General features: G+C 67.7%; 8 protein-coding genes. 4 read left to right on the forward strand and 4 right to left on the reverse strand.

The window, feature by feature from the left end; genetic code table 11:
• Positions 1 to 212 precede the first annotated feature (212 nt).
• Both AC6CH2_RS18765 and AC6CH2_RS18770 read left to right on the forward strand, forming a co-directional pair.
• Entirely contained in the window at positions 213 to 1,634 is a 1,422-nt protein-coding gene (locus AC6CH2_RS18765; RefSeq protein ID WP_498270512.1) for a multicopper oxidase family protein, read from the forward strand.
• Between the two features lie 58 nt (positions 1,635 to 1,692).
• Positions 1,693 to 2,424, forward strand: a complete 732-nt coding sequence (locus tag AC6CH2_RS18770) for an FKBP-type peptidyl-prolyl cis-trans isomerase N-terminal domain-containing protein (RefSeq protein WP_498270513.1) — start codon at positions 1,693 to 1,695, stop codon at positions 2,422 to 2,424.
• Between the two features lie 54 nt (positions 2,425 to 2,478).
• Here the strand turns inward: AC6CH2_RS18770 and AC6CH2_RS18775 are convergent, their stop codons facing one another.
• Together AC6CH2_RS18775 and AC6CH2_RS18780 are read right to left on the reverse strand one after the other, a co-directional pair.
• Complete coding sequence (locus tag AC6CH2_RS18775) at positions 2,479 to 3,633, reverse strand: metallophosphoesterase (protein ID WP_498270514.1); 1,155 nt, start codon at positions 3,631 to 3,633, stop codon at positions 2,479 to 2,481.
• A 739-nt stretch (positions 3,634 to 4,372) separates the two neighbouring features.
• The gene (locus AC6CH2_RS18780) at positions 4,373 to 7,456 is read right to left on the reverse strand and encodes a TonB-dependent receptor domain-containing protein (RefSeq protein WP_498270515.1); all 3,084 of its coding nucleotides are present in this window, start codon (positions 7,454 to 7,456) and stop codon (positions 4,373 to 4,375) included.
• A 278-nt stretch (positions 7,457 to 7,734) separates the two neighbouring features.
• Between AC6CH2_RS18780 and AC6CH2_RS18785 the strand changes: the two genes are divergently transcribed.
• Together AC6CH2_RS18785 and AC6CH2_RS18790 are read left to right on the forward strand one after the other, a co-directional pair.
• A complete protein-coding gene (locus AC6CH2_RS18785) occupies positions 7,735 to 8,286 on the forward strand; it encodes an RNA polymerase sigma factor (RefSeq protein WP_435395511.1) in 552 nt (183 codons plus the stop codon).
• Entirely contained in the window at positions 8,283 to 9,302 is a 1,020-nt protein-coding gene (locus AC6CH2_RS18790; RefSeq protein WP_498270516.1) for a FecR family protein, read from the forward strand. Before AC6CH2_RS18785 ends, AC6CH2_RS18790 begins: the two co-directional genes overlap by 4 nt.
• A gap of 933 nt (positions 9,303 to 10,235) precedes the next feature.
• On the opposite strand, the gene AC6CH2_RS18795 is transcribed toward AC6CH2_RS18790, so the two are convergent.
• Both AC6CH2_RS18795 and AC6CH2_RS18800 read right to left on the reverse strand, forming a co-directional pair.
• Positions 10,236 to 10,448, reverse strand: a complete 213-nt coding sequence (locus AC6CH2_RS18795) for a hypothetical protein (protein WP_498270517.1) — start codon at positions 10,446 to 10,448, stop codon at positions 10,236 to 10,238.
• Positions 10,445 to 19,189, reverse strand: a complete 8,745-nt coding sequence (locus tag AC6CH2_RS18800) for a glycoside hydrolase family 94 protein (RefSeq protein WP_498270518.1) — start codon at positions 19,187 to 19,189, stop codon at positions 10,445 to 10,447. The genes AC6CH2_RS18795 and AC6CH2_RS18800 overlap by 4 nt, the downstream gene beginning before the upstream one ends.
• Positions 19,190 to 19,287 lie beyond the last annotated feature (98 nt).

The following is a 19,287-nucleotide window of genomic DNA, read 5'->3' on the forward strand; positions in this document are numbered from 1 at the left end:
TCTTGGGTCTGCCGGCCGCTGCCGCGGCGGCGCTCGCGCTGCCGTACGCGCTGTCGCGGCGGGATCCTCGTTCGCCGCATGCGGCGCATGGCGCTGTGGACTGGGAGACATCGGGCTCGGCGACAGCGTCCGCACCGGCGCCATTCCGGCAACCGCTGCGAATTCCCGGTGCGAGCGGTCTGCTCGCCGAAACTCGGCTGACGTCGCCGCTGGTGTTGACCGCGACGGAAGCGGCGTTTCCGATCTTCGACGGCGCTCCGACCCGGATCTGGCACTACGCCCATGCCGCCGGCGCAGGCCTGGGCATCAACCCCTTGCTGCGCATCGATCGCGGCGAAGAATTGGACGTCAGCCTGGACAATCGCCTCGGCGAAGACACCACGATCCACTGGCACGGCCTGAGCGTCGACGAAGCCAACGACGGCAGCGGCCTGCATCCGGTCGCGCCCGGCGCCGGCAGACGTTATCGCTTCCGGGTCGCCGATCGCGCCGGCCTGTACTGGTACCACGCGCATCCGCACGGACGCACCGGAGCGCAGTTGCAACACGGTCTGGCCGGGCTGTTGCGCGTGGACGACGACGAAGAACGCGCGCTGGCCGCGAGTCTCGGTTTGCCCTGGGGCGTGCGCGATCTGCCGCTGATGGTTTCCGACAAGCAGGTGAACGCCGGCAACGCCATCGTCTATCGACAGGGCGCGGACGACTGGATCGGGAACCGGCTATTGGTCAACTGGACACCCGAGCCCTATCTTGACGTACTGCAGTCGTTGTACCGCTTCCGCATCGCCAACGTCGCCAACGCACGCATGCTGCGGCTCGCCTTCGAACATCGCGGTCAGTCGCTGCCGTTCCATCTGATCGGTAGCGACGGCGGGCTGCTGGCGCGGCCGTGGACGGTCGAGGACGTATTCCTCGCGCCGGCGCAGCGTATCGACGTGCTGATCGATTTCAGCGCGGTCGCCGCCGGCGAACGCGTGCTGCTGCGCAGTCTGGAATACCTGGCGATGGAGAACGAGGACGAATCCGGTGCGTTCGCGCCCGACCCGATGGGCGAGCACCCCGGCGCCGCGGCGATGGGCGAGGCTTTCGACCTGATGCAGTTCTGCATCGCAGGCTGCGGCGAAACCGCGCCGAAGACACCGCAGCGCCCGCCGGCGACACTGCCCGAACGCCTGAGCGACCTGGCGCCGCCGCCGGACACCGCCGGCTGGGCGGTGCGTCCGATCCGCCTGAGCATGAACCAGGAGGGCCGTTGGTTCATCAACGACTGGAACATGCACACGGTCGGCCACGAGCCGATGTTCCGGGTCGAGCGCGGCAGCCGCGAGGTCTGGGAAATACGCAACAACATGACCAGCATGCCGCACCCGATCCACATCCACGGTTTCCGCTTCCGGGTCGTGTCGCGCAGCATCAGCCCGCCCGACATCCGCGGCCGCGCGGTCGCCGCGCAAGGACTGAATCCGCAGGACACCGGCTGGAACGACACGGTGGTGATCTGGCCCGGCGAGATCGTCCGCATCGCCATCGACTTCGCACAGGACCTGTCGGGCACGCATCGCTACATGATCCATTGCCACAACCTCGAGCACGAGGACATGGGCATGATGGTCGCCTTCGCGGTGACCGACTGAGGGCTGCAGCCCAGCCCATCGACCGTCTCTGTGCTTATCGCCAGGAGAGTGCCGCACCATGAACCGCTCCGCCCATGCCCTCGTATTCTGCCTCCTGGTGTTGCCGGCAGCCTGCAGCTTCGACACCGAGCGCGCCGCCGCCACGGACGCAAGGCCGGCCGCGCCGGCCGCGCTCGGCGATTCGCGCAGCCAAGTCAGCTACATGGTCGGTCTCGACATGGCCAAGCGGCTCGCGCCGATCAAGGACGAGGTCGATATCGACGCGGTCGTGAGCGCGCTGCGCGCGGCCCATGCCGGCGCGCCGCCGCGCCTGGACGAGGCGCAGATCGCCAAGGTGCGCAGCGGCTTCGTCGAGCACCTGCAGCGAAAGCGCCAGGCCCGCCAGCAGGCGCTGGCGCAGAAGAACCGTGCCGAGGGCAATCGCTACCTGTCCGATAACCGCAAGCAAGCGGGTGTGGTCACGACCGCATCGGGCCTGCAATATCGCGTCGAGCGCGCCGGTCGCGGCGCCAGGCCGGCGGTGGACGGCACGGTGCGGGTCAACTACGTGGGGCGTTTGCTCGACGGCAGCGAGTTCGAGAGCACCTACGCCACCGATCACCCGGCCGAGTTCGCGCTCAACCAGATCATGCCGGGCTTGCGCGAAGGGCTGATGCTGATGTCGCCGGGCGCGAAACACCGTTTCTGGGTGCCCGCCCAGCTCGCCTATGGCGAGACCGGCGTGCCCGGCCAGATCGAACCGAACGCGACCTTGGTGTTCGATCTGGAATTGCTCGAGATCGCGCGCTGAGCGCGGCTCACCGCCATGCGGGCGACGAGCGGCGTCCGCGTGGCCACCTCAGGTTCAATCGGAGACAGGCTCGTCGGCGGTCAGCGGCAGGCGCTTGCCCTCGGGCGTGCCGCGGCTGAGCTTGCCGCGTTCGATCAGCAACAGCTCGCCGTACTGCCCGTTCTTGATGCTGCTGTCGATCGCGATCACACGGCCGTCGAAATAGCTGCCGATCCGCTTGTGCGAGGTATGGCCGACGACGATGCGGCCGACGCCGAGACGCGTGGCGATCGCATCGACATGGTCCTGGGCCAGGGCCGGATCGGTGAAGTAGCCGCGGTACCAGATCGGGCTGGTCTTACCGTTGTAGAGCGGCAGCAGCGCCGGGTCCTGCTGCCAGACCGCCTTGGGCGTGCCGAGGCTGTCGCGATAGCGCTGGTTCATCTGGGCCCGGCTCAGGCCGGACTCGAAATAGCTGGCGGCGATGCCGCCGTGGACGAACAGCAAGTCGTTGACCTGGCCGATCACCGGCTTGCTGCGCAACCAGCGGCCGAGCACGCTGTCGGGGCCGTACAGCTCGACATAGGTACTGCCGAGCAGACCGGCATTGCGCTGGTAGCCCTGGTGGACGTAGCGCAGATCGTTGGCGAGCACCATGGCCTCGTGATTGCCGAGCAATAGATGTACGGCGCCGCCGGCGGCACGCGCCTGCTGTTCCAGGCTGTACAGCAGCCACAGGGCCTGATTGACCTTGGGGCCGCGGTCGAACACGTCGCCAGCGACCACCAAATGGCCGCGGCCGTAGTTCCAGCGTAGCTTGCGATCCACGATGCCATTGTTCTGCAGCAACTGCAGCATCAGATCGTATTGGCCGTGCACGTCCGACAGCGCGGCGATGCGTTCGACGCCCTTCGGCGGGACCTCTGCCTCGGCGTTGGCCGGTGCGCGCACCGAGACCGCCGGTTGGCCGCATTGCGCTGGCACCGCGACCGGCCAGCGCAGCGCCGGTAACGAGTGCTCGACCGCCTTGCCGTCGCAGATCCAGCGCGCCTCGATGCGCCCGGTGGCATAGCGCAGATAGGGGCCGTCGTCGAAAGCCGGCGTGCTTGGCGTCGCGGTCTTCTCGGTTGCCGCAGGCGGGTGCTCGTGGCCTGCGGCGAGGGCGCCCGTGGCCGACAGGCACAGGGCCAGCAGGACGGAACGAGAGGCAAAGCAGGAGAGTCGGGGCATCGCAGGGGCTCGTGTAATGGCCTGATCGGCATTGTCGCTGTTTGAGGGTAGGAGGGGATGCTGGCCGAGACCAAGGAGCGGGCAGGCATCGCATCGCCCTCGTCATCTCTGCGCGTCCCGCGGTCGCGACTTACGTCGCTCCTACAAAGGCCCGTCCCTGCAACGCAATGCTGCGTAGCAATCCCTGTAGGAGCGGCGTGAGCCGCGACCCAGGGACGCGCAGAAGCGACAACGCCGACGCCTCCATCGAAGTGGTGTGCTTCCACGAGGGTAGGAGCGACGCAAGTCGCGACCGCGCCGTCTCCCAGTTGCGGCGTTTCTTGCCGCAGGGCTTTGAAGCCACCTCAATAGCAAAGCTTCCGCCCCCTGAAGGGTGCGGGTAACTTTCTTTTGTCCAAAGCAACAAAAGAAAGTCACCAAAGAAAAGTGCTTCTTCTTGCAAGGGCACCAGCCCGCACGATCGAAGCCGCCGCAGGGATGCTCCAGACAGGCCATCCCTGGCCTGCTTGCGCACGGCCCGCATCCCTGCGGGCCGCCCTCCGGGTCTTCTCTTGATCGGCAAAGCTCCAAATCAAAGCTCCAAAGCAAAGCCACAAGCAAAGCCACAAGCAAAGCCACAAGCAAAGCAGATCAAGATCTCGACGACGCAGCGGCAACACCAACACCAACACCAACGCTAAATCGATCAAGAAGCTTCGGCGGAGCGTCGCATCGCCGCCGCCGGCTTCGTATCAACCCATCACCGAAAGCGATACTCGTACTCGATCGCGAATTCGCGGCCGATCGGGCTGTAGACATCGTAGAAGTACGGGAACGAGGTGTTGGTCTCGTCGTCGGGGTGGGTGTTGTTGAACAGATTGTTGACGAAGAACTTGATCGTGGCCTGGTCGGTGATCTGCTTGCCGAGGTTGGCGTTCCACAGGAAATAGACGCCGGTGCGGCCGAGGCCATTGGCTTTCGGCAGGCTGCCGTAGCGGATCATGAACAGGCTCGACGACCAGTCGCCGGCGCGCCAGCTCGCGCCCGCGCGCAGGCGGCTGCGGAAGTCGAGGTTGGCCGGATCGTCGCGCCAATCCTTTTCGATCGGATCGGTGGCGAACACCTGGCGTTCGGACTTGAGCGTGTGCGACCAGCTCAGGTCGAAACGGTAGTCGCCGTAACGCTCGGTCTTGAGCCGGTAATTGGCGCTGGCGTCGATGCCGGTGACGCGGCGGTAGGACTGGTTGAGCGGCGCCGACTTGACCTCGGCGATACGGTCGATGGCTTCGCTGCCTTCCGGGCGCCGCGTCACCAAGGCGGTAACATTGCGGCAATAGCCCGAGTCGGGCCCGAACGCGAACGGCTGGCCGTTGAGCTGCTTGCCGGTGCGGCAGCCCGCTTCGCCTTCGAGGATGCTGGTCGGGCTGAGCCGTTCGATCGCGCCGTCGAGCTCGATGCTCCAGTAGTCGGCGGTGACCGCGAAGCCGTCGAGTACGTCCCACACGGCGCCGACGCTCCACGATTTGCCGGTTTCCTCTTCCAGGTTCGGGTCGCCTTCGGTGAAGCTGAAGACGTTGTAGCTATAACCCGAACAGCCCGGATTGGCGCCGGCGGCGATGCAACGCCAGGGATCGACCGCGTTGCCGAAGCTGCCGCTGCCTTCGCTGAAGACCCAGTGCAGGTCCGGCGCCTTGAAGCTGGTGGCGTAGGCGCCGCGGATCAGCAGGTTGTCGGTCGGTCGCCATTCCAGACCGGCGTTCCAGGTCTTGGCGTCGTCGACCGCGGTGATGTCGTCGTACTTGTCGAAGCGGCCGGCCAGGCTGGCCTTGAGCGTGCTCAGGATCGGGATGCTGAGCTCCACGCCCGCGGCATAACGGTCGCGTTCGCCGCCGCCGTTGGTGCCGGTGAGGTTGTAGAGCTGAACCACGCCGGGCTGCACGCGCGCGTCGCTCGACAGGTCGTAGCCCTGCGAGCTCGCTTCCAGCACCGTGGCGACGCCGACCGGACCGGCCGGCAGCTCGAACAGGTCGCCGGTCAGCACCAAGCTGGCGGTGTCGACCCAGGACTCGGCCTCGTACTTGGCCACGGTGGAGATCGACTCGTATTCCTCCGGCGTCATCGGCCGGTACCAGCGCGGCAGGTTCAGGCGATAGATCGGTACGCCGTTCGGGCGTGTGCCCAACTGCTTTCCGAAGAAGTAATCGTTGACCAGGTTGCCGACCATGCGGCGGCGGGTGCGTTCGAACTGGTACTCGGCGCGGCTGACGGTGGCGTCCCAGTCCCAGCGGTCGCCGATCTTGCCGCGCAGGCCGAGCGCGAGATCGAGCGAGCGCTCGCGGTAGTGCTGGTTCATCTGCTCGACGCCGCCGAGGTCGACCGGGGTCAGCAAGCGGGTCGGCGCGATCACCGCATTGAACTGCGGGTCGTAGAAATCGCCGCGGCGGCCGACGCCGTCGGTGTGGGGGCCGGTGATGCTCTCGAAGCCGCCGAGCGACTCGACCCGCGAACGCCAGGCCTGCACCGAACCCCAGCCCTGCAAGTCGTCGCTGAAGTCCCAGGTGCCGAACACATAGCCGGCGAGTTCGTTCTTGCCCTTGCTCAGGTGCTGGTAGCCGACGTCCTTCCAAGTGCCGCAGGCATCGCCGAGGCTCTGCACGGCGCCGGAGCTGATGCGCTTGTAGGTGTGGCGCTGGAACTCGTCGCCCCAGCGCTCGCACGCGCCGGCCGGCGGCGCGATCAGCGGGCTGCTGCTACTGCTGCTGCCGCGGCGGATGCGCAGACCGGCATCGGGCTGCACGCCGAGCCGCGGGTCCGGGTTCGGATTGGCGCGCAGGTCCCAGTCGTCGCGCTGGAAGCCGTACAGCAGTTCCTGGTGGTAGGCCTGGAAGGCGTAGGTGACGCCCCAGCGCTCGCCGGTCTTGCCGCCGGTCCATTGCAGGTCGAAACGGTCGCGCCCGCCCATGGTGCTGCTGCCGGCGCGCAGCTTGACCTCGTCGCCCTGATAATTGCGCTTGAGCACGATGTTGACCACGCCGGAAACCGCGTCGGCGCCGTAGATCGCGGACGCGCCGCCGGCGAGTACTTCGATGCGCTCGACCGCGCCCGAGGGAATATTGCCGAAGTTCTGGAAGTTGCTGCGGCCTTCGTAAGGGAAGGGGTAGTCGGCGGCGCGGCGGCCGTCGATCAGCAGCAGCGAACGGCCCGGGCCCAGGCCGCGCAGATTGAGCGGATGGGCGTTGGCGGAGAAGCCGCCGGACAGTTCGGTTTCGACCGCGCCGTTGGCCATCACCAGGGTCTCGAGCGCTTCGAATACGGTGGCGTGTCCCTCGCGTTCCATCTGCTCGGCGGTGATCACCGTGACCGGCGAGGGACCTTCGATTTCGGCGCGTTTGATGCGCGAGCCGGTGACCTGGATCGCCGCCAGTTCGGTCGGATCCGGCTCCGCCTCGGCCTTGACCGCGGGCTTGCGAGAGCTCGCCGGCTCGGGCTTGGGCTTGGGCGGTGCCGGTTCGCGTGCGGTCACGATCGCGATGACGCCGCTCTGGGTGACGCGAAAGCTCAGGCCGCTGCCGGCGAGCAGACGGGTAATCGCCTCGCGGGTGGTGTAGCGCCCGGACAGGGCCGGGGCGACGCGGCCGCGCACCAGGTCCGGCGGGATCAGGATTTGTGCATCCGACGAGGACGCGACCTGGTTCAGCGCCGAGGCCAGCGATTGGCTCGGCAAGGCGTAGTGATGCGCGCTGTCTTGAGTCTGCTGCGCGAACGCCGGCGCCGCGGCGATCAGCGCCGAGAAGCCGAGCGCGAGGCTCAGCGCGACCGACAACGGGCGCCGGGCGTAGTGCATTTGCGCGTTCGCTGCGTATCCGGGACCGGCCCCCGCCGATGCCCGCTTGTTCGAATCCGTGCCGCTCGAGCGACTGCCTTGTGCTGCGTGACGCTGTGAAACGATCCCCATTGCAACGCTCCCCGATGAGTGACTGCGAGCTCGATCCTTCGAATGTCGTCCTTTCCCCCACCGATGTAGACGCAGCTTGCCACGGATCCCTCACTCGCCTTTAGGCAGGCTTGCCGGCGGCGGGCCGGTGCCGTAGCGTCCGCTTGTCCGGTAGCGGGGGAGGGGCCATGAACAGCAGCGAAGCCGGCGATACGCCGAGTGCTTGCGATGCCTCGCGCGCCGCCGACCTGCCGCTGCTGATCGCGCGCTACCGTCCGGCCCTGGTCCGTTATTTCTCGCGCCATCTGCAATCGGCCGACGACGCCGAGGACCTGGCCCAGGAAGCCCTGGTACGGCTGGTGCGGATGCCGTCGCTGAGCGGCGTGCTCAACGTCGAGGCGTTCTTGCTGCAGATCGCCTCGAACCTGCTGCGCGACCGCTTTCGCCGCGACAAGAGTCATCAGGTGCTCCAGCACGTTTCGATCGACGAAGTCGCGAAGGATTGGCCGAGTGAGGACCCGCATGGCGAATGCGTCTACGAAGGTAGCCGGCGCCTGCAGGCGTTTCTGGCGGCCTTGGACGAGTTGTCGCCGCGCTGCCGCCAGGTGTTCCTGCTGCAGCGCTACGAAGGCCTGACCTACAGCGCCATCGCCAAACGTTTGGAGATCAGTGTGAGCGCAGTGGAGAAGAACATGATGCGCGCCTTGCTGCATTTCGATACCCGCCTGGGAGACTCGTGAAACCGCCGCGTCTCAACGTGATCGAAGGCGGCGACCCGTACCGCCGCCAGGCCGCGGCCTGGTTCGCGCGCCTGCGGGCCGACGACGTCGCCGAGAGCGACCGCCAGGGCTGGCAGCGCTGGATGGCCGCCGATGCGCGGCATCGCGCCGCCTACGAGCGCATCGAGCGGCTGTGGTCGGCGGCGGGCGAGCACGCCCAGCACCCGCAAATCGCCGAACGCCTGCGCGACGCGGCGCCGGCGGCGCCGAAGCGGCGCGGCCGTGCGCCTACGCGTCGGGGACGTTTTGCCTGGGGCGCCGGCGCACTCGCCGCGGTGCTGGCCTTGGCGGCGGCGGTGCCGCGCTGGCTACAGCCGTCGGTGCCGGAGACGGTTTACGTCACCCAGGTCGGCGAAAGCCGCACCATCGCCCTCGACGACGGCTCGCGCGTCAGCATGGACACCGACAGCCGCCTGGTCGTGGATTTTTCCGACGACGAGCGCCGCCTCGTCCTCGATCGCGGCCGCGCCTACTTCCGGGTCGCCAAGGCCGGGCGGCCGTTCGTGGTGCATACCGAGGACGGCAGCGTCCGCGCCGTCGGCACCGAGTTCGAGGTCTACCGGCATAACGACACCACCGAGGTCGCCCTGGTCGAAGGCCGGGTCGCCTTGCTCGCCGCGCCGGCGGCCGATGCCAAACAGACCGCGCTCGGTACCCTCGACCCCGGGCAGAAAGCCCGCCTCGGCAAGCACCAGCCGCTGCATCGCTTGGCACCGGCCGCGCCGGGCGCCTTGCCGACCTGGCTGTCGGGCAAGCTCGTGTTCGAAGACCAGGCCTTGTCGGCCGCAATCGCCGAGTTCAACCGCTACAGCCGCCGGCGCATGGTCCTGGACGGCGAACAAGTCGCGCGCCTGCGCGTCAGCGGCGTATTCCGCAGCGACGACCCGCATGCCTTCGTCGAAGCCCTGGAACAGTTGTATCCGGTAGCCATCGAGGAATCCCCCGGCGGCGATATCGTGATCGTGGCGCGGCGCTGAGCATAGTTGGCGGGTGTTTTGCAGCCTGAGGGATCAGTCAGTTTCGGCGCGAGACCGAAACCGAGCGGTCGCGACTGACGTCGCTCCTACAAATACCCCGCCGTCGCGCATGCTCCTGCCGTTGCCGTTGCCGTTGCCGTGCGCCGGTTCGCACTAGCGAAGGCAATCGAAGACCCGGAGGGCGGCGCGCAGGGATGCGCGCCGTTTTTCATCGGGACAGGGAGGTCCCGTATGAAAAATCCCTGCGTCGGCATCGAACGCGCGGGCTTGTGATTCAAAAAGAAGCATTTTTCTTTGGTTACCTTTCTTTTGTTGCTTTAGACAAAAGAAAGTAACCCGCCGCTTTAGTGGCGGAAGCTTTGGGTTTGATCCTGATCTATTAGACGAGAGAGGCGCCGTAACACCGCCGCAGCAATGTCGCGACTTGGATCGCTCCTACCAAGGCCAGAACCTGTTGCCCAATGCTGCGAATCCATCCCCTGTAGGAGCGGCGTGAGCCGCGACCGCGGGACGCGCAGAAGCGGCAACGCCGACGCCTCCATCGAAGTGGTGTGCTTCCACGAGGGTAGGAGCGACGCAAGTCGCGACCGTGCCGTCTCCCAGTTGCGGCGATTCTTGCCGCAGGGCGGTGAAGCAAGAGCAAAGCTTCCGCCCCCTGAAGGGTGCGGGTAACTTTCTTTTGTCCAAAGCAACAAAAGAAAGTCACCAAAGAAAAGTGCTTCTTCCTGCAAGGGCACCAGCCCGCACGATCGGTGCCGGCGCAGGGATGCTCCAGACAGGCCATCCCTGGCCTGCTTGCGCACGGCCCGCCTCCCTGCGGGCCGCCCTCCGGGTCTTCTGTTGACCGGCAAAGCGGTAGAGCAGGTCAAAATCTCGGCAACGGCAACGGCAACGGCAACGGCAACGGCAACGGCAACGGCGGCGGCGCGAACCTCAAGGCCGGCGCACCCCATGCTCCGCCAACATCGCATCGATACGCCGCTGCGCATGATCCCGGTCGGCCGGATCGGCGTCGGCCAGTATTTCGTTCGCCAGGGCGGTGAACTGCGGCCAGAACTGCGTCGGGTGACGCAGCGACTCCAGCCACGGCGGCAACATCCGCGCCAGGCGCTCGAGTTCGGCGTCGAGTTGCGCCCGGGTCTTCATGGGCGCGGCCGCGGCCACCGCACTTCGACGTGGTGGACGGCCCGATCGCCGAGCAGGGAGAACTGCAGGCCGTCCTGGACGACGCCGTCCAATTGCAGTTGCGCTTCGCCGCCGTCGGCATCCACCTGACGCAGGTGGATCCGATACAGCCGGTCGCCGTGCCGATACTGGATCCGATACTCCGGCCAATCGGCGGGAATGCAGGGCTTAAGGCGCATCGTGTCGCCATGGCGTTGCAAGCCGAGCAGCGATTCGGTCAGCAGCCGGTACATCCAGCCGGCCGAGCCGGTGTACCAGGTCCAGCCGCCGCGCCCGGTATGCGGGTCGACGCCGTAGACATCGGCGGCGAGGACATAGGGTTCGACCTTGTAGATCGCGGTGGCTTCGGCATCCTGGGCGTGATGGATGGGGTTGATCATGCGCGTCAGTTCCCAGGCACGCGCGCTGTCGCCGAGCTCGGCGAAAGCCATCGCCGCCCACACCGCGGCATGGGTGTATTGGCCGCCGTTCTCGCGCACGCCGGGCACGTAGCCGCGAATGTAGCCCGGGTCCTTGGGCGTGGTATCGAACGGCGGCTGCAACAACTGGATCAGGCCGGCGTCGCGCCGCACCAGATATTGGTCCAGCGATTCCATCGCCTGGCGGGCCCGCCCGGGCTCGGCCGCGCCGGACAGTACCGACCAACTCTGCGAGATGGAGTCGATCCGGCATTCGTCGCTGTGCACCGAACCCAGCGGCGTGCCGTCGTCGAACCAGGCGCGCCGGTACCAGTCGCCGTCCCAGGCATGGGTTTCCAGGTTCTGCCGCAAACGCTGTGCGCAATCGAGGCAGTAATCGGCAAAGGCGGTATCGCCGCGCTCGCGAGCGACCGGCTCGAAGCGGTTCAAGGTTTCGAACAGGAAGAAACCCAGCCACACGCTTTCGCCCTTGCCGGCGTCGCCGACGCGGTTCATGCCGTCGTTCCAGTCGCCGCTGCCGATCAGCGGCAGGCCGCGTTCGCCGAGCAATTCGGTGCCTCGCTTGAGCGCCAGCACGCAGTGATCGTAGAACGACTGCTGGCGGCCCGAGACGAGTGGCAGATCGTAGTAAGACTCCTCGTCGGCGTTGACCGGGCGGCCCTCGACGAAGCGTACACGCTCGTCGAGCACGCTGCGGTCGCCGGTGACCTGCAGATAACGGCTGGCGGCCAAGGGCAGCCACAGGTAGTCGTCGGAGCAACGCGTGCGCACCCCGCGGCCGAGCGGCGGGTGCCACCAATGCAGGACGTCGCCCTGCGGGAACTGGTGCGCCGCGCTCAGCAGCAGGTGCTCGCGGGTGAGCGCCGGCATCGCGTGCACGGTCGCCATGGTGTCCTGCAACTGATCGCGGAAGCCGAACGCGCCGCCGGACTGGTAATAGCCGCTGCGGGCGACATAGCGGCAAGCCAGGGCCTGATAGGGCAGCCAGCCGTTGGCCAGCGCGTCCACGCTCGGCTCGGGGGTCTCGACCCGGATCGCACCGAGCGTGTGCGCCCAGTGGATGCGCACCGCATCGAGCGCGTCGTGCGCGGCGCCGCTGCCCTGGTTGCCCTGGGCGAGTTGGACGGCGGCGGCATAGTCGGCGCCGATACCGAGGCGGAACACGGTTTCGTAGCTCTCGCCGGCGGCCAGCGCGATCGGCACCTGGATCGCCGCGCACGGGTCCAGCCCGGCCCCCACCTTGCCCGACAGGCGTTGCCTGAGCAGCGCCGCCGGGTGCCCGAGGTTGCCGTTACGACCGAGGAACTCGGTGCGGTCGGCGGTGAAGCTGCGCTCGTCGCCGTCGACGTCGAAGAACGCGACGCGACCTTCGAATTCGGTGTTGTAGGGGTTGCGCGCGGTCAGCACGCCGCTGGCGCCGTCGAGTTCGCTGACCACATGCATCTGCGATTTGACCCGGATATCGCCCAATACCCATTCGACATAGCCGGTGGCCGTCAGGCGCCGCGCGCGGCCCGACAGGTTGCGCAGCCTGAGCACGGAGTACTTGATCGCTTGGTCGAGCGCCACATAGATCCACAGTTCGCTGGCGATGCCGTCTTCGACGTGCTCGTAGACGCTGTAACCGAAGCCGTGGCGGGTGCGATAGGCGCCGCTGCCGCGACGGGGCAGCGGCATCGGCGACCAGGTCTTGCCGCTGTCCTCGTCGCGCAGGTAGAAGGCTTCGCCGCCGGTGTCGGCGACCGGGTCGTTGTGCCAGGGCGTGAGGCGGAACTCGTGAGCGTTCTCGAACCAGGTATAGCCGGGCGCGCTCTCGCTGACCACGGTGCCGAGCTGCGCGTTGGCCATCACGTTCGACCAGGGCGCCGGGGTCGGCGCGCCTTCGCGCAGCACCACCACGTATTCGCGGCTGTCGGCGGCGAAAGCGCCGGTGCCGTTGTCGAACACGAAGGTCCCGGCCACGGCTTCGAACGGCCACGGGTCGTCCTCGGCTTCCGCGCGTGGCGGCGGCAGTCCCGGCAACGCGGCCGGAAGCGCTGCCTGCGCCAATTCGATGGGTTCGGCCTGCTCGGGGGCGCCGTCGGGCAGCAGCAACGGGATCTCGCGCTCGGGCGGGGCGTGGCGGCTGACCTGTGCGGCGAGGGTGCCGCGCCGGTCGCTGATGATCACCCGCGCCACCGCCTGCAGCAGGATGCGGTCTTCCTGCGACATCTGCTGGCTCGGCCGCACGAAGATGCCGCCGGGCCGGTCGAGCACGTTGCCTTCCGGGCCGGCCGAGACCATGCCGAGAATCTGTTCCTGCAGTTGCTGGCGATAGCCGCCTTGTTCTTCGTTCCAGATCACCAGGTCGACGTTGAGGCCCTTCAGGCGCCAATACGCATGCGCCTGCACCATCTGCCGGACCAGCTCGATGTTGCCGGCCTCGGCGATCTGCAGCAGCACGATCGGCAAATCGCCGGAAATCGAGTGGCCCCACAGCCCGGACTGTCCGCGCCGGTTCTGCAGCAGCACCGCGCTGTCGGCGCGCAGGAACGGGTGCGCATACACCATCAGCCCGGCCAGCCGTTCGTACAACTGGGCATCGGCCTGCGACGCGTTGATCTGGCGCCGCACCACCTGGCTGTGGGTCCAGGCCAGGTCGAACACGCGGTCGGCGAGGCGCCGATCGCGGTATTTATCGATCAGCCGGCTGCAGGCCGCGCGGTCGGCGCCCACGCCGGAGACCATGTCGACGATGACGGTCTGCTCGGGCGCGAGCACGATCCGGGTGCGGATCGCGACGATCGGGTCGAGCACCGAGCCGACCGTATCCGACAAGGCCTCGGTCGAGGTAAGCGCTTGCGGCGTGCGCGGCGTGTTGCCGCGGCCGAGGAAGCGCGAGCGGTCGGTTTCGTAGGAGATGGTCTGGATGTCGGCATCGTGCACGGCGACCAGGTGGAACATCCATGGCGGTACTTCGTCGTGCGAACGCGGCCGCCGCGTGCACAGCAGCGCCTGCTTGTCGCGGGCTACCTCGGTCTGCACGAACAGGTTGCTGAAGGCAGGGTGCAGCTCGTCAGACAGCGACGAAGCCAGCACGACTTCGGCGTAGGTGGTGATCTCGATGGTGCGGGTATGCCGCGAACGATTGCCGATGCGCAACCGGCGCAGTTCGATGTCGTCCTCGGCGGAGATCGCGATCTCCAGGTGGGTCTCGTAGCGGTGCTTGCGCCCGCGGAACTCGGCCTTGGCGTCGGAGAAGATCGCCTCGTAGTGGTCCACCGGCACGCAGGCAGGCTGGTGGGTCGCCGACCAGAACTCGCCGCTTGCGACATCGCGCAGGTAACAGAACGAGCCCCAATGGTCGCGTGTGCCGTCCTCGCGCCAGCGCGTTACCGCCATGTCGCCGAGGCGGTTGTAGCCGCCGCCGGCGCTGCTCAGCAGGCTGTGATAGCGGCCGTTGGACAGCATCTGCACCGCCGGCCGGGCCGTGCCGGGGTTGCGGAAGATCCGCAACTGGGTCTCGGAGGCGGCCGGCGCGGCGCGCGCGCCGCTGGCCTCGGCTTCGTGCGGATGGAACACGCCGGTGCGCGGTATGCGTTCCTGCAACAGCAGCAGCGTCGCCTGGAATTCGGCGTCGGCGACGAAGCGCTTCTGCATCGGCTGGTCGCGCAGCAGATAGTCCAGCGACAGCAGGGCCATGCCCTGGTGGTGGGCCATGAAGGAGCGCACGACCGCATGGTCCTGGCCGCGCGGCACGCGCGTCGGGGTGTAGTCGATCGCTTCGTACAGGCCGAACGGGCCGCCGAAACCCAGATCGGTGAGCCGCTGCAGGTTCTGGCAGGCGGCTTCCGGCAGCACCATCAGCGCCATCGCGCTGGCGTAGGGGGCGATCACCAGATCCTGGCCGAGCCCGCGCTTGAGCCCCAGGCCGGGCACGCCGAATGCGCGGTACTGGTAGTTCATCCGCGTATCGACCGTGTTGTAGCCCGATTCGGAGATGCCCCAGGGCACGTCGCGTTGCCGGCCGTAGTGGATCTGGGCGAGCACGGCATGCTGCGAAGTCTGGTCGAGCAAGGTGTCGGGATAGCTCGGCATCACCAACTGCGGCATCAAATACTCGAACATCGAGCCGCTCCACGACAGCAAAGTGGCGCCGCTGTCGATCTCGGTCAGCAGGCGGCCGAGCGCGAACCAGGTTTCCTGGGGGAGCTGACCCTGGGCGATGGCGACGAAGCTGCACAGGCGCGCCTCGGAGGCGAGCAAGTCGTAGTAGCCCGCATCGAGGCGCCGTTCTTCGACGTTGTAGCCGATCGACAGCAGATGGCGGCCGCGGTCGTAGAGGAATTCGTACTCCATCAGCGACAGTTGCCCGGCGATATGGGCCAGGCGTTCGAGCTCGTGCACGCGCTTGCGGGCACGCTCGCGCGCAATCGGGTCCTGCGATCGTTCCTGCAGGGCGCGCAGGGTAGGGATACGGTCGACGAGGTCGGCCTGCGCCGGGGGGCTCTGCGCTTCTTCCGGCGCGCCGAGGCCGGGCGCGAACTGCAGCAGTTCGTCCTGCGCGGCGCGGCAGGCGGTCGACAGCAGTGACGGCCAATGCGGATTGGAGGGATCCTGCGCGGTCGCGTCCGCCATCGGCAGCGCCGCCTCGATCGCCTGCGCACGCAGCGACAGGCCGGCCAGCACGCGCTCGGCATCGGCCGGGGTAACCGGCGGTTGGGCGCGGGTGGCGTCCAGGCGCTCGTGGAACCCGGCCAGAGCCTGTTCGAGCGCGGCATCGATACGGCTGGTGCCGCGCAAGTTCTCCTCGAGCACGCCGAAGGTGTCGGCGAGGCCGTCGAAGGTATGCCGCGCCAGCACCGGTTCGTCGATCAAGGCCAGCAAGCCCTGCCGCAAGGTCAGCAAATGCGCGGCCAGGTTGCCGCTGTCGACCGTGGACACGTAGCGCGGCGGCAGCGGCTGCAGGGTTTCGGTGTCGTACCAGTTGTAGAAATGACCGCGGTGGCGCGGCAGGGTTTCCATCGTGCCCAGGGCCAGGCGGGTGCGTTCGATCAGCCCGCCGGCCTGCAGATAACCGAAATCGTAAGCGCTGAGGTTGGCGAGCAGCGACAGGCCGATGTTGGTCGGCGAGGTGCGCCGCGCCACGACCAGGGTCGGATGTTCCTGAATGTTGTCCGGCGGCAGCCAGTGGTCCTCGACGCGGATGTGCACTTCGAAGAACGCCCATGTGCGCCGGGCCAGGCGTCCGAGGAACTTCAGCTGCGTCTGCGACAGACTGGCGCGGTGCCGCTTCGGCGGACGTCCCAGCCAGGCCATGAGGGCCGGCGACAGCAGCCATAGCGCCAGGATCGGCGTGGCGACCCACAGCGACGCCGGGTTGATGCGCAGCAGGACCACGGCGGCGGCGATAGCGAACGCCGGCCCGAACCACATGCTGCGCAGTTCCGCGCCGACGCCGCTGCCGAGGCTGCGTTCGACTTCGCTGGACGGATTCCATTGCAGCAGGAGACGGCGGCTGACGGTCATCCGCCACAGGCTGCGTGCGATCGCGCCGAGGCTGAAGAAGGCCTCGTAGGGCAGACAGGCCAGGTTGACCGCAGCCCGCTGCAACTGGCGCGCGGCCGAGCTGCCGACCTGCATCAGATGCGTCTCCGGCGCCATGTCGACAGGGCGGGTCACCACCTCCCAGCAGGCCGTCAACAACACGGGCGCCAGCCACAGACTGAGCAGCCACAGGGTCCAGGCCAGCGGCTGCGGCAACAGCGCCCAGCCGGCCACCAGCAGGGCGACGGTGGCGACGGGCACCAGGCTGCGGCGCAGGTTGTCGAACAATTTGCCGCGCGACAGCCACGACAGCGGGTTGGCCTCGTAGCCGCCGTGCCTGCGCGGCACCCACGGCAACAGCCACGGCAGCAACTGCCAGTCGCCGCGGATCCAGCGATAGCGGCGCTTGACGTCGGCGGCGTAGCGCGAGGGGTAATCCTCGAACAGGCGCACGTCGCTGATCAGGCCGGCGCGCGCATAGCAGCCTTCGAGCAAGTCGTGGCTGAGCACGCGGTTGTCGGGGAAGCGGTCTTCCAGGGCGTATTCGAAGGCGTCCACGTCGTAGATGCCCTTGCCGACGAACGAGCCTTCGCCGAACAGGTCCTGGTAGACGTCGGACACCGTGCGCGTGTACGGGTCGATGCCGGCCTCGCTGCCGAACATGCGCGCATAGCGCGAGCCGCGGCGCTCGCTCATGCCGGTGCCGACGCTGGGCTGGAGGATGCCGTAGCCGCGAGTGACCCGGCGCCGACGGTCGTCGAAGCGGGCCTGATTCAGCGGATGAGCGAGGGTGCCGACGAATTCGCGCGCGGCATCGCGCGGCAGGCGGGTATCGGTGTCCAGGGTGATCACGTAGCGCACGTTGGCCAGGACTCGGGTGTTGCCGGTCACGGCCATGAAGGCCTCGCGCGCACCGCCGCGCAACAGGCGATTGAGCGCGGCGAGCTTGCCTCGCTTGCGCTCGTGCCCCATCCACTTGCCTTCGAGCGGGTTCCAGGTGCGCGGACGATGGAACAGGAAAAACAGATCGCCGCTTTCCGGGGCGTAGCGCGCGTTAAGCTGCTCGATCTGGCGCGAGGCGTACGCCAGCAAGGCTTCATCGCCCGCCAGGGTCTGCTGGTCGGCGTCGAGGAAGTCGGTCAGCAGAGCGAAATGCAGGTAGGGGTCGCGATTGGCCAGGAAGCGGACTTCCAGCCCCTCGACCAGGCCGTCGACGGCCTCGAGACTGCCGATCATGCTCGGCACCACCACCAGGCTGCGCGAAGACGACGGCAGGCCCTTGGAGAAATCCAGTCGCGGCAGGGGCTTCGGCGCGACCAGGACGGTCGCGACCCAGTTGACCAGGGCGATGCCGAGCTCGCTGAAGGCGAGCAGGCTCAACACGCCCAGCAGGCATAGAGTGGACGCGGCCACCGGGGCGGCCTGCAGCTCGCTCAGCAGGGCATAGCCGAACCCGACCGCGACCGCTGCGATCGGCAACAGATAGGCGGGCAGCGGCACCTTGCGCGGGCGCAACCGCACCGGCTTGCGCGCCTCCGCGCAGGCGGCCACCGCCGCCGCGATCGCGGCGACGCCGTCGTCGATGAGGTAGTAGCCGACGTGAGCCTTGCTGCCTTGGGGGTCGCCGGATTCGCGCGCAAGGCGCAGTACCGTGCGCGCGACCTCGATCTCGCTGACGCCGCTCTGGCGCGCGATCTTCTCGACCACATGCCGGTACATGTCGCGGGTGTTGAAATCCATTTGCGCATAGACGTCGACCGGATCTTCGCTCAGGGTGCGGTCGACCAGGCTCATGGTCTCGACGAATTCGCGCCAATCCATGTTGGCCAGGAAGCGCAGGCTGCCGATGCTGTTGCCGATGGATACTTGGTCGGCCGCCTGTTGCTGGCTTTCGGCGCGCACCAGTTCTTCGACGCCGTGGGCGCTGTCGGCCAGCCATTGCTCGATCCAGCTCATCGGCATGGCCAGGACCGCGCTGCGGCCGTGCAGGCCGCGAGTCAGCTCGGCCACGAATGCCCCCGACATCGGCGGATTCGAGCGCGCCATGTCGGCCACCACCAGGACCACGTTCTTGGGATTCGCGTCGGCGGCGTCGTTCAGCAGTTCGGCCCACTCGGCGGCGCGGCGATGATCGGCGCCGTCGCGCATCACCCGCACGCCCATGCGGCGCAGGTTCTCGATCAGGGCCAGGCGCAGCATGATCGGAATCGCCCACAGCTCGCCGAGTTTCAACGGCGTCACCGTCTGGTAGGCGGCGACGAAGCGGGTCATGGTTTCGGCGTCGATGCGGCCGTCGCCGTGGGCGATGGCCTCCATCGCCAGGTCGTAGACCCGCGGCAGGCCGGCCGAGGGGCCCTGGCTCAGGGTAGGCAGCTCGCGGCTATAGCCCTTGGGCAGATGGCGGCGGGCGGTGCGGATCTGCTCTTCGATCAGGTAATAGTTGTCCAGCAGCCACTCGCCCGCGGGGGTGATGCGGACTTCGTCCTGGACCATCTCGGTGAGCAGGGTGTTGGCGGCGTCGAGGATGCCTTCGTTCTCGCGCAAGCGTCCCAGCAGCAGGTCCGAACCCGCGCGCGCCCGTACCCTGTGCGCATGCGCGAGGGACTTGCCGTGCCGTTCCATCTGCTCGGCGCTGAACAACTGCGAGCGCAAGGGCTGCTCGGCCTGCCACGGCTTGTTGGCCGCCGCACGCCCCCAACGCCACAGGCGTCGGCGCAAGCGTAGCCACTGACTGAATATTCGCCATACATTGGGCATGCAAGATCCCAGGCACTTCAGCCTTCAAGGGACCGATCATTGCATTTGCACGGGCAGGCGTTTGTGAAGTCGGCGCCGGATGCCGCCAATACGCCGTG

This window comes from Lysobacter sp. GQ73 (assembly GCF_059758755.1).

Bases quoted from the DNA above. Each gene is read 5' to 3' on its own strand.
- AC6CH2_RS18770 (WP_498270513.1), top strand. From the start codon at position 1,693: ATGAACCGCTCCGCCCATGCCCTCGTATTCTGCCTCCTGGTGTTGCCG.
- AC6CH2_RS18775 (WP_498270514.1), bottom strand. From the start codon at position 3,633: ATGCCCCGACTCTCCTGCTTTGCCTCTCGTTCCGTCCTGCTGGCCCTG.
- AC6CH2_RS18780 (WP_498270515.1), bottom strand. From the start codon at position 7,456: ATGCACTACGCCCGGCGCCCGTTGTCGGTCGCGCTGAGCCTCGCGCTC.
- AC6CH2_RS18785 (WP_435395511.1), top strand. From the start codon at position 7,735: ATGAACAGCAGCGAAGCCGGCGATACGCCGAGTGCTTGCGATGCCTCG.
- AC6CH2_RS18795 (WP_498270517.1), bottom strand. From the start codon at position 10,448: ATGAAGACCCGGGCGCAACTCGACGCCGAACTCGAGCGCCTGGCGCGG.
- AC6CH2_RS18800 (WP_498270518.1), bottom strand. From the start codon at position 19,189: ATGCCCAATGTATGGCGAATATTCAGTCAGTGGCTACGCTTGCGCCGA.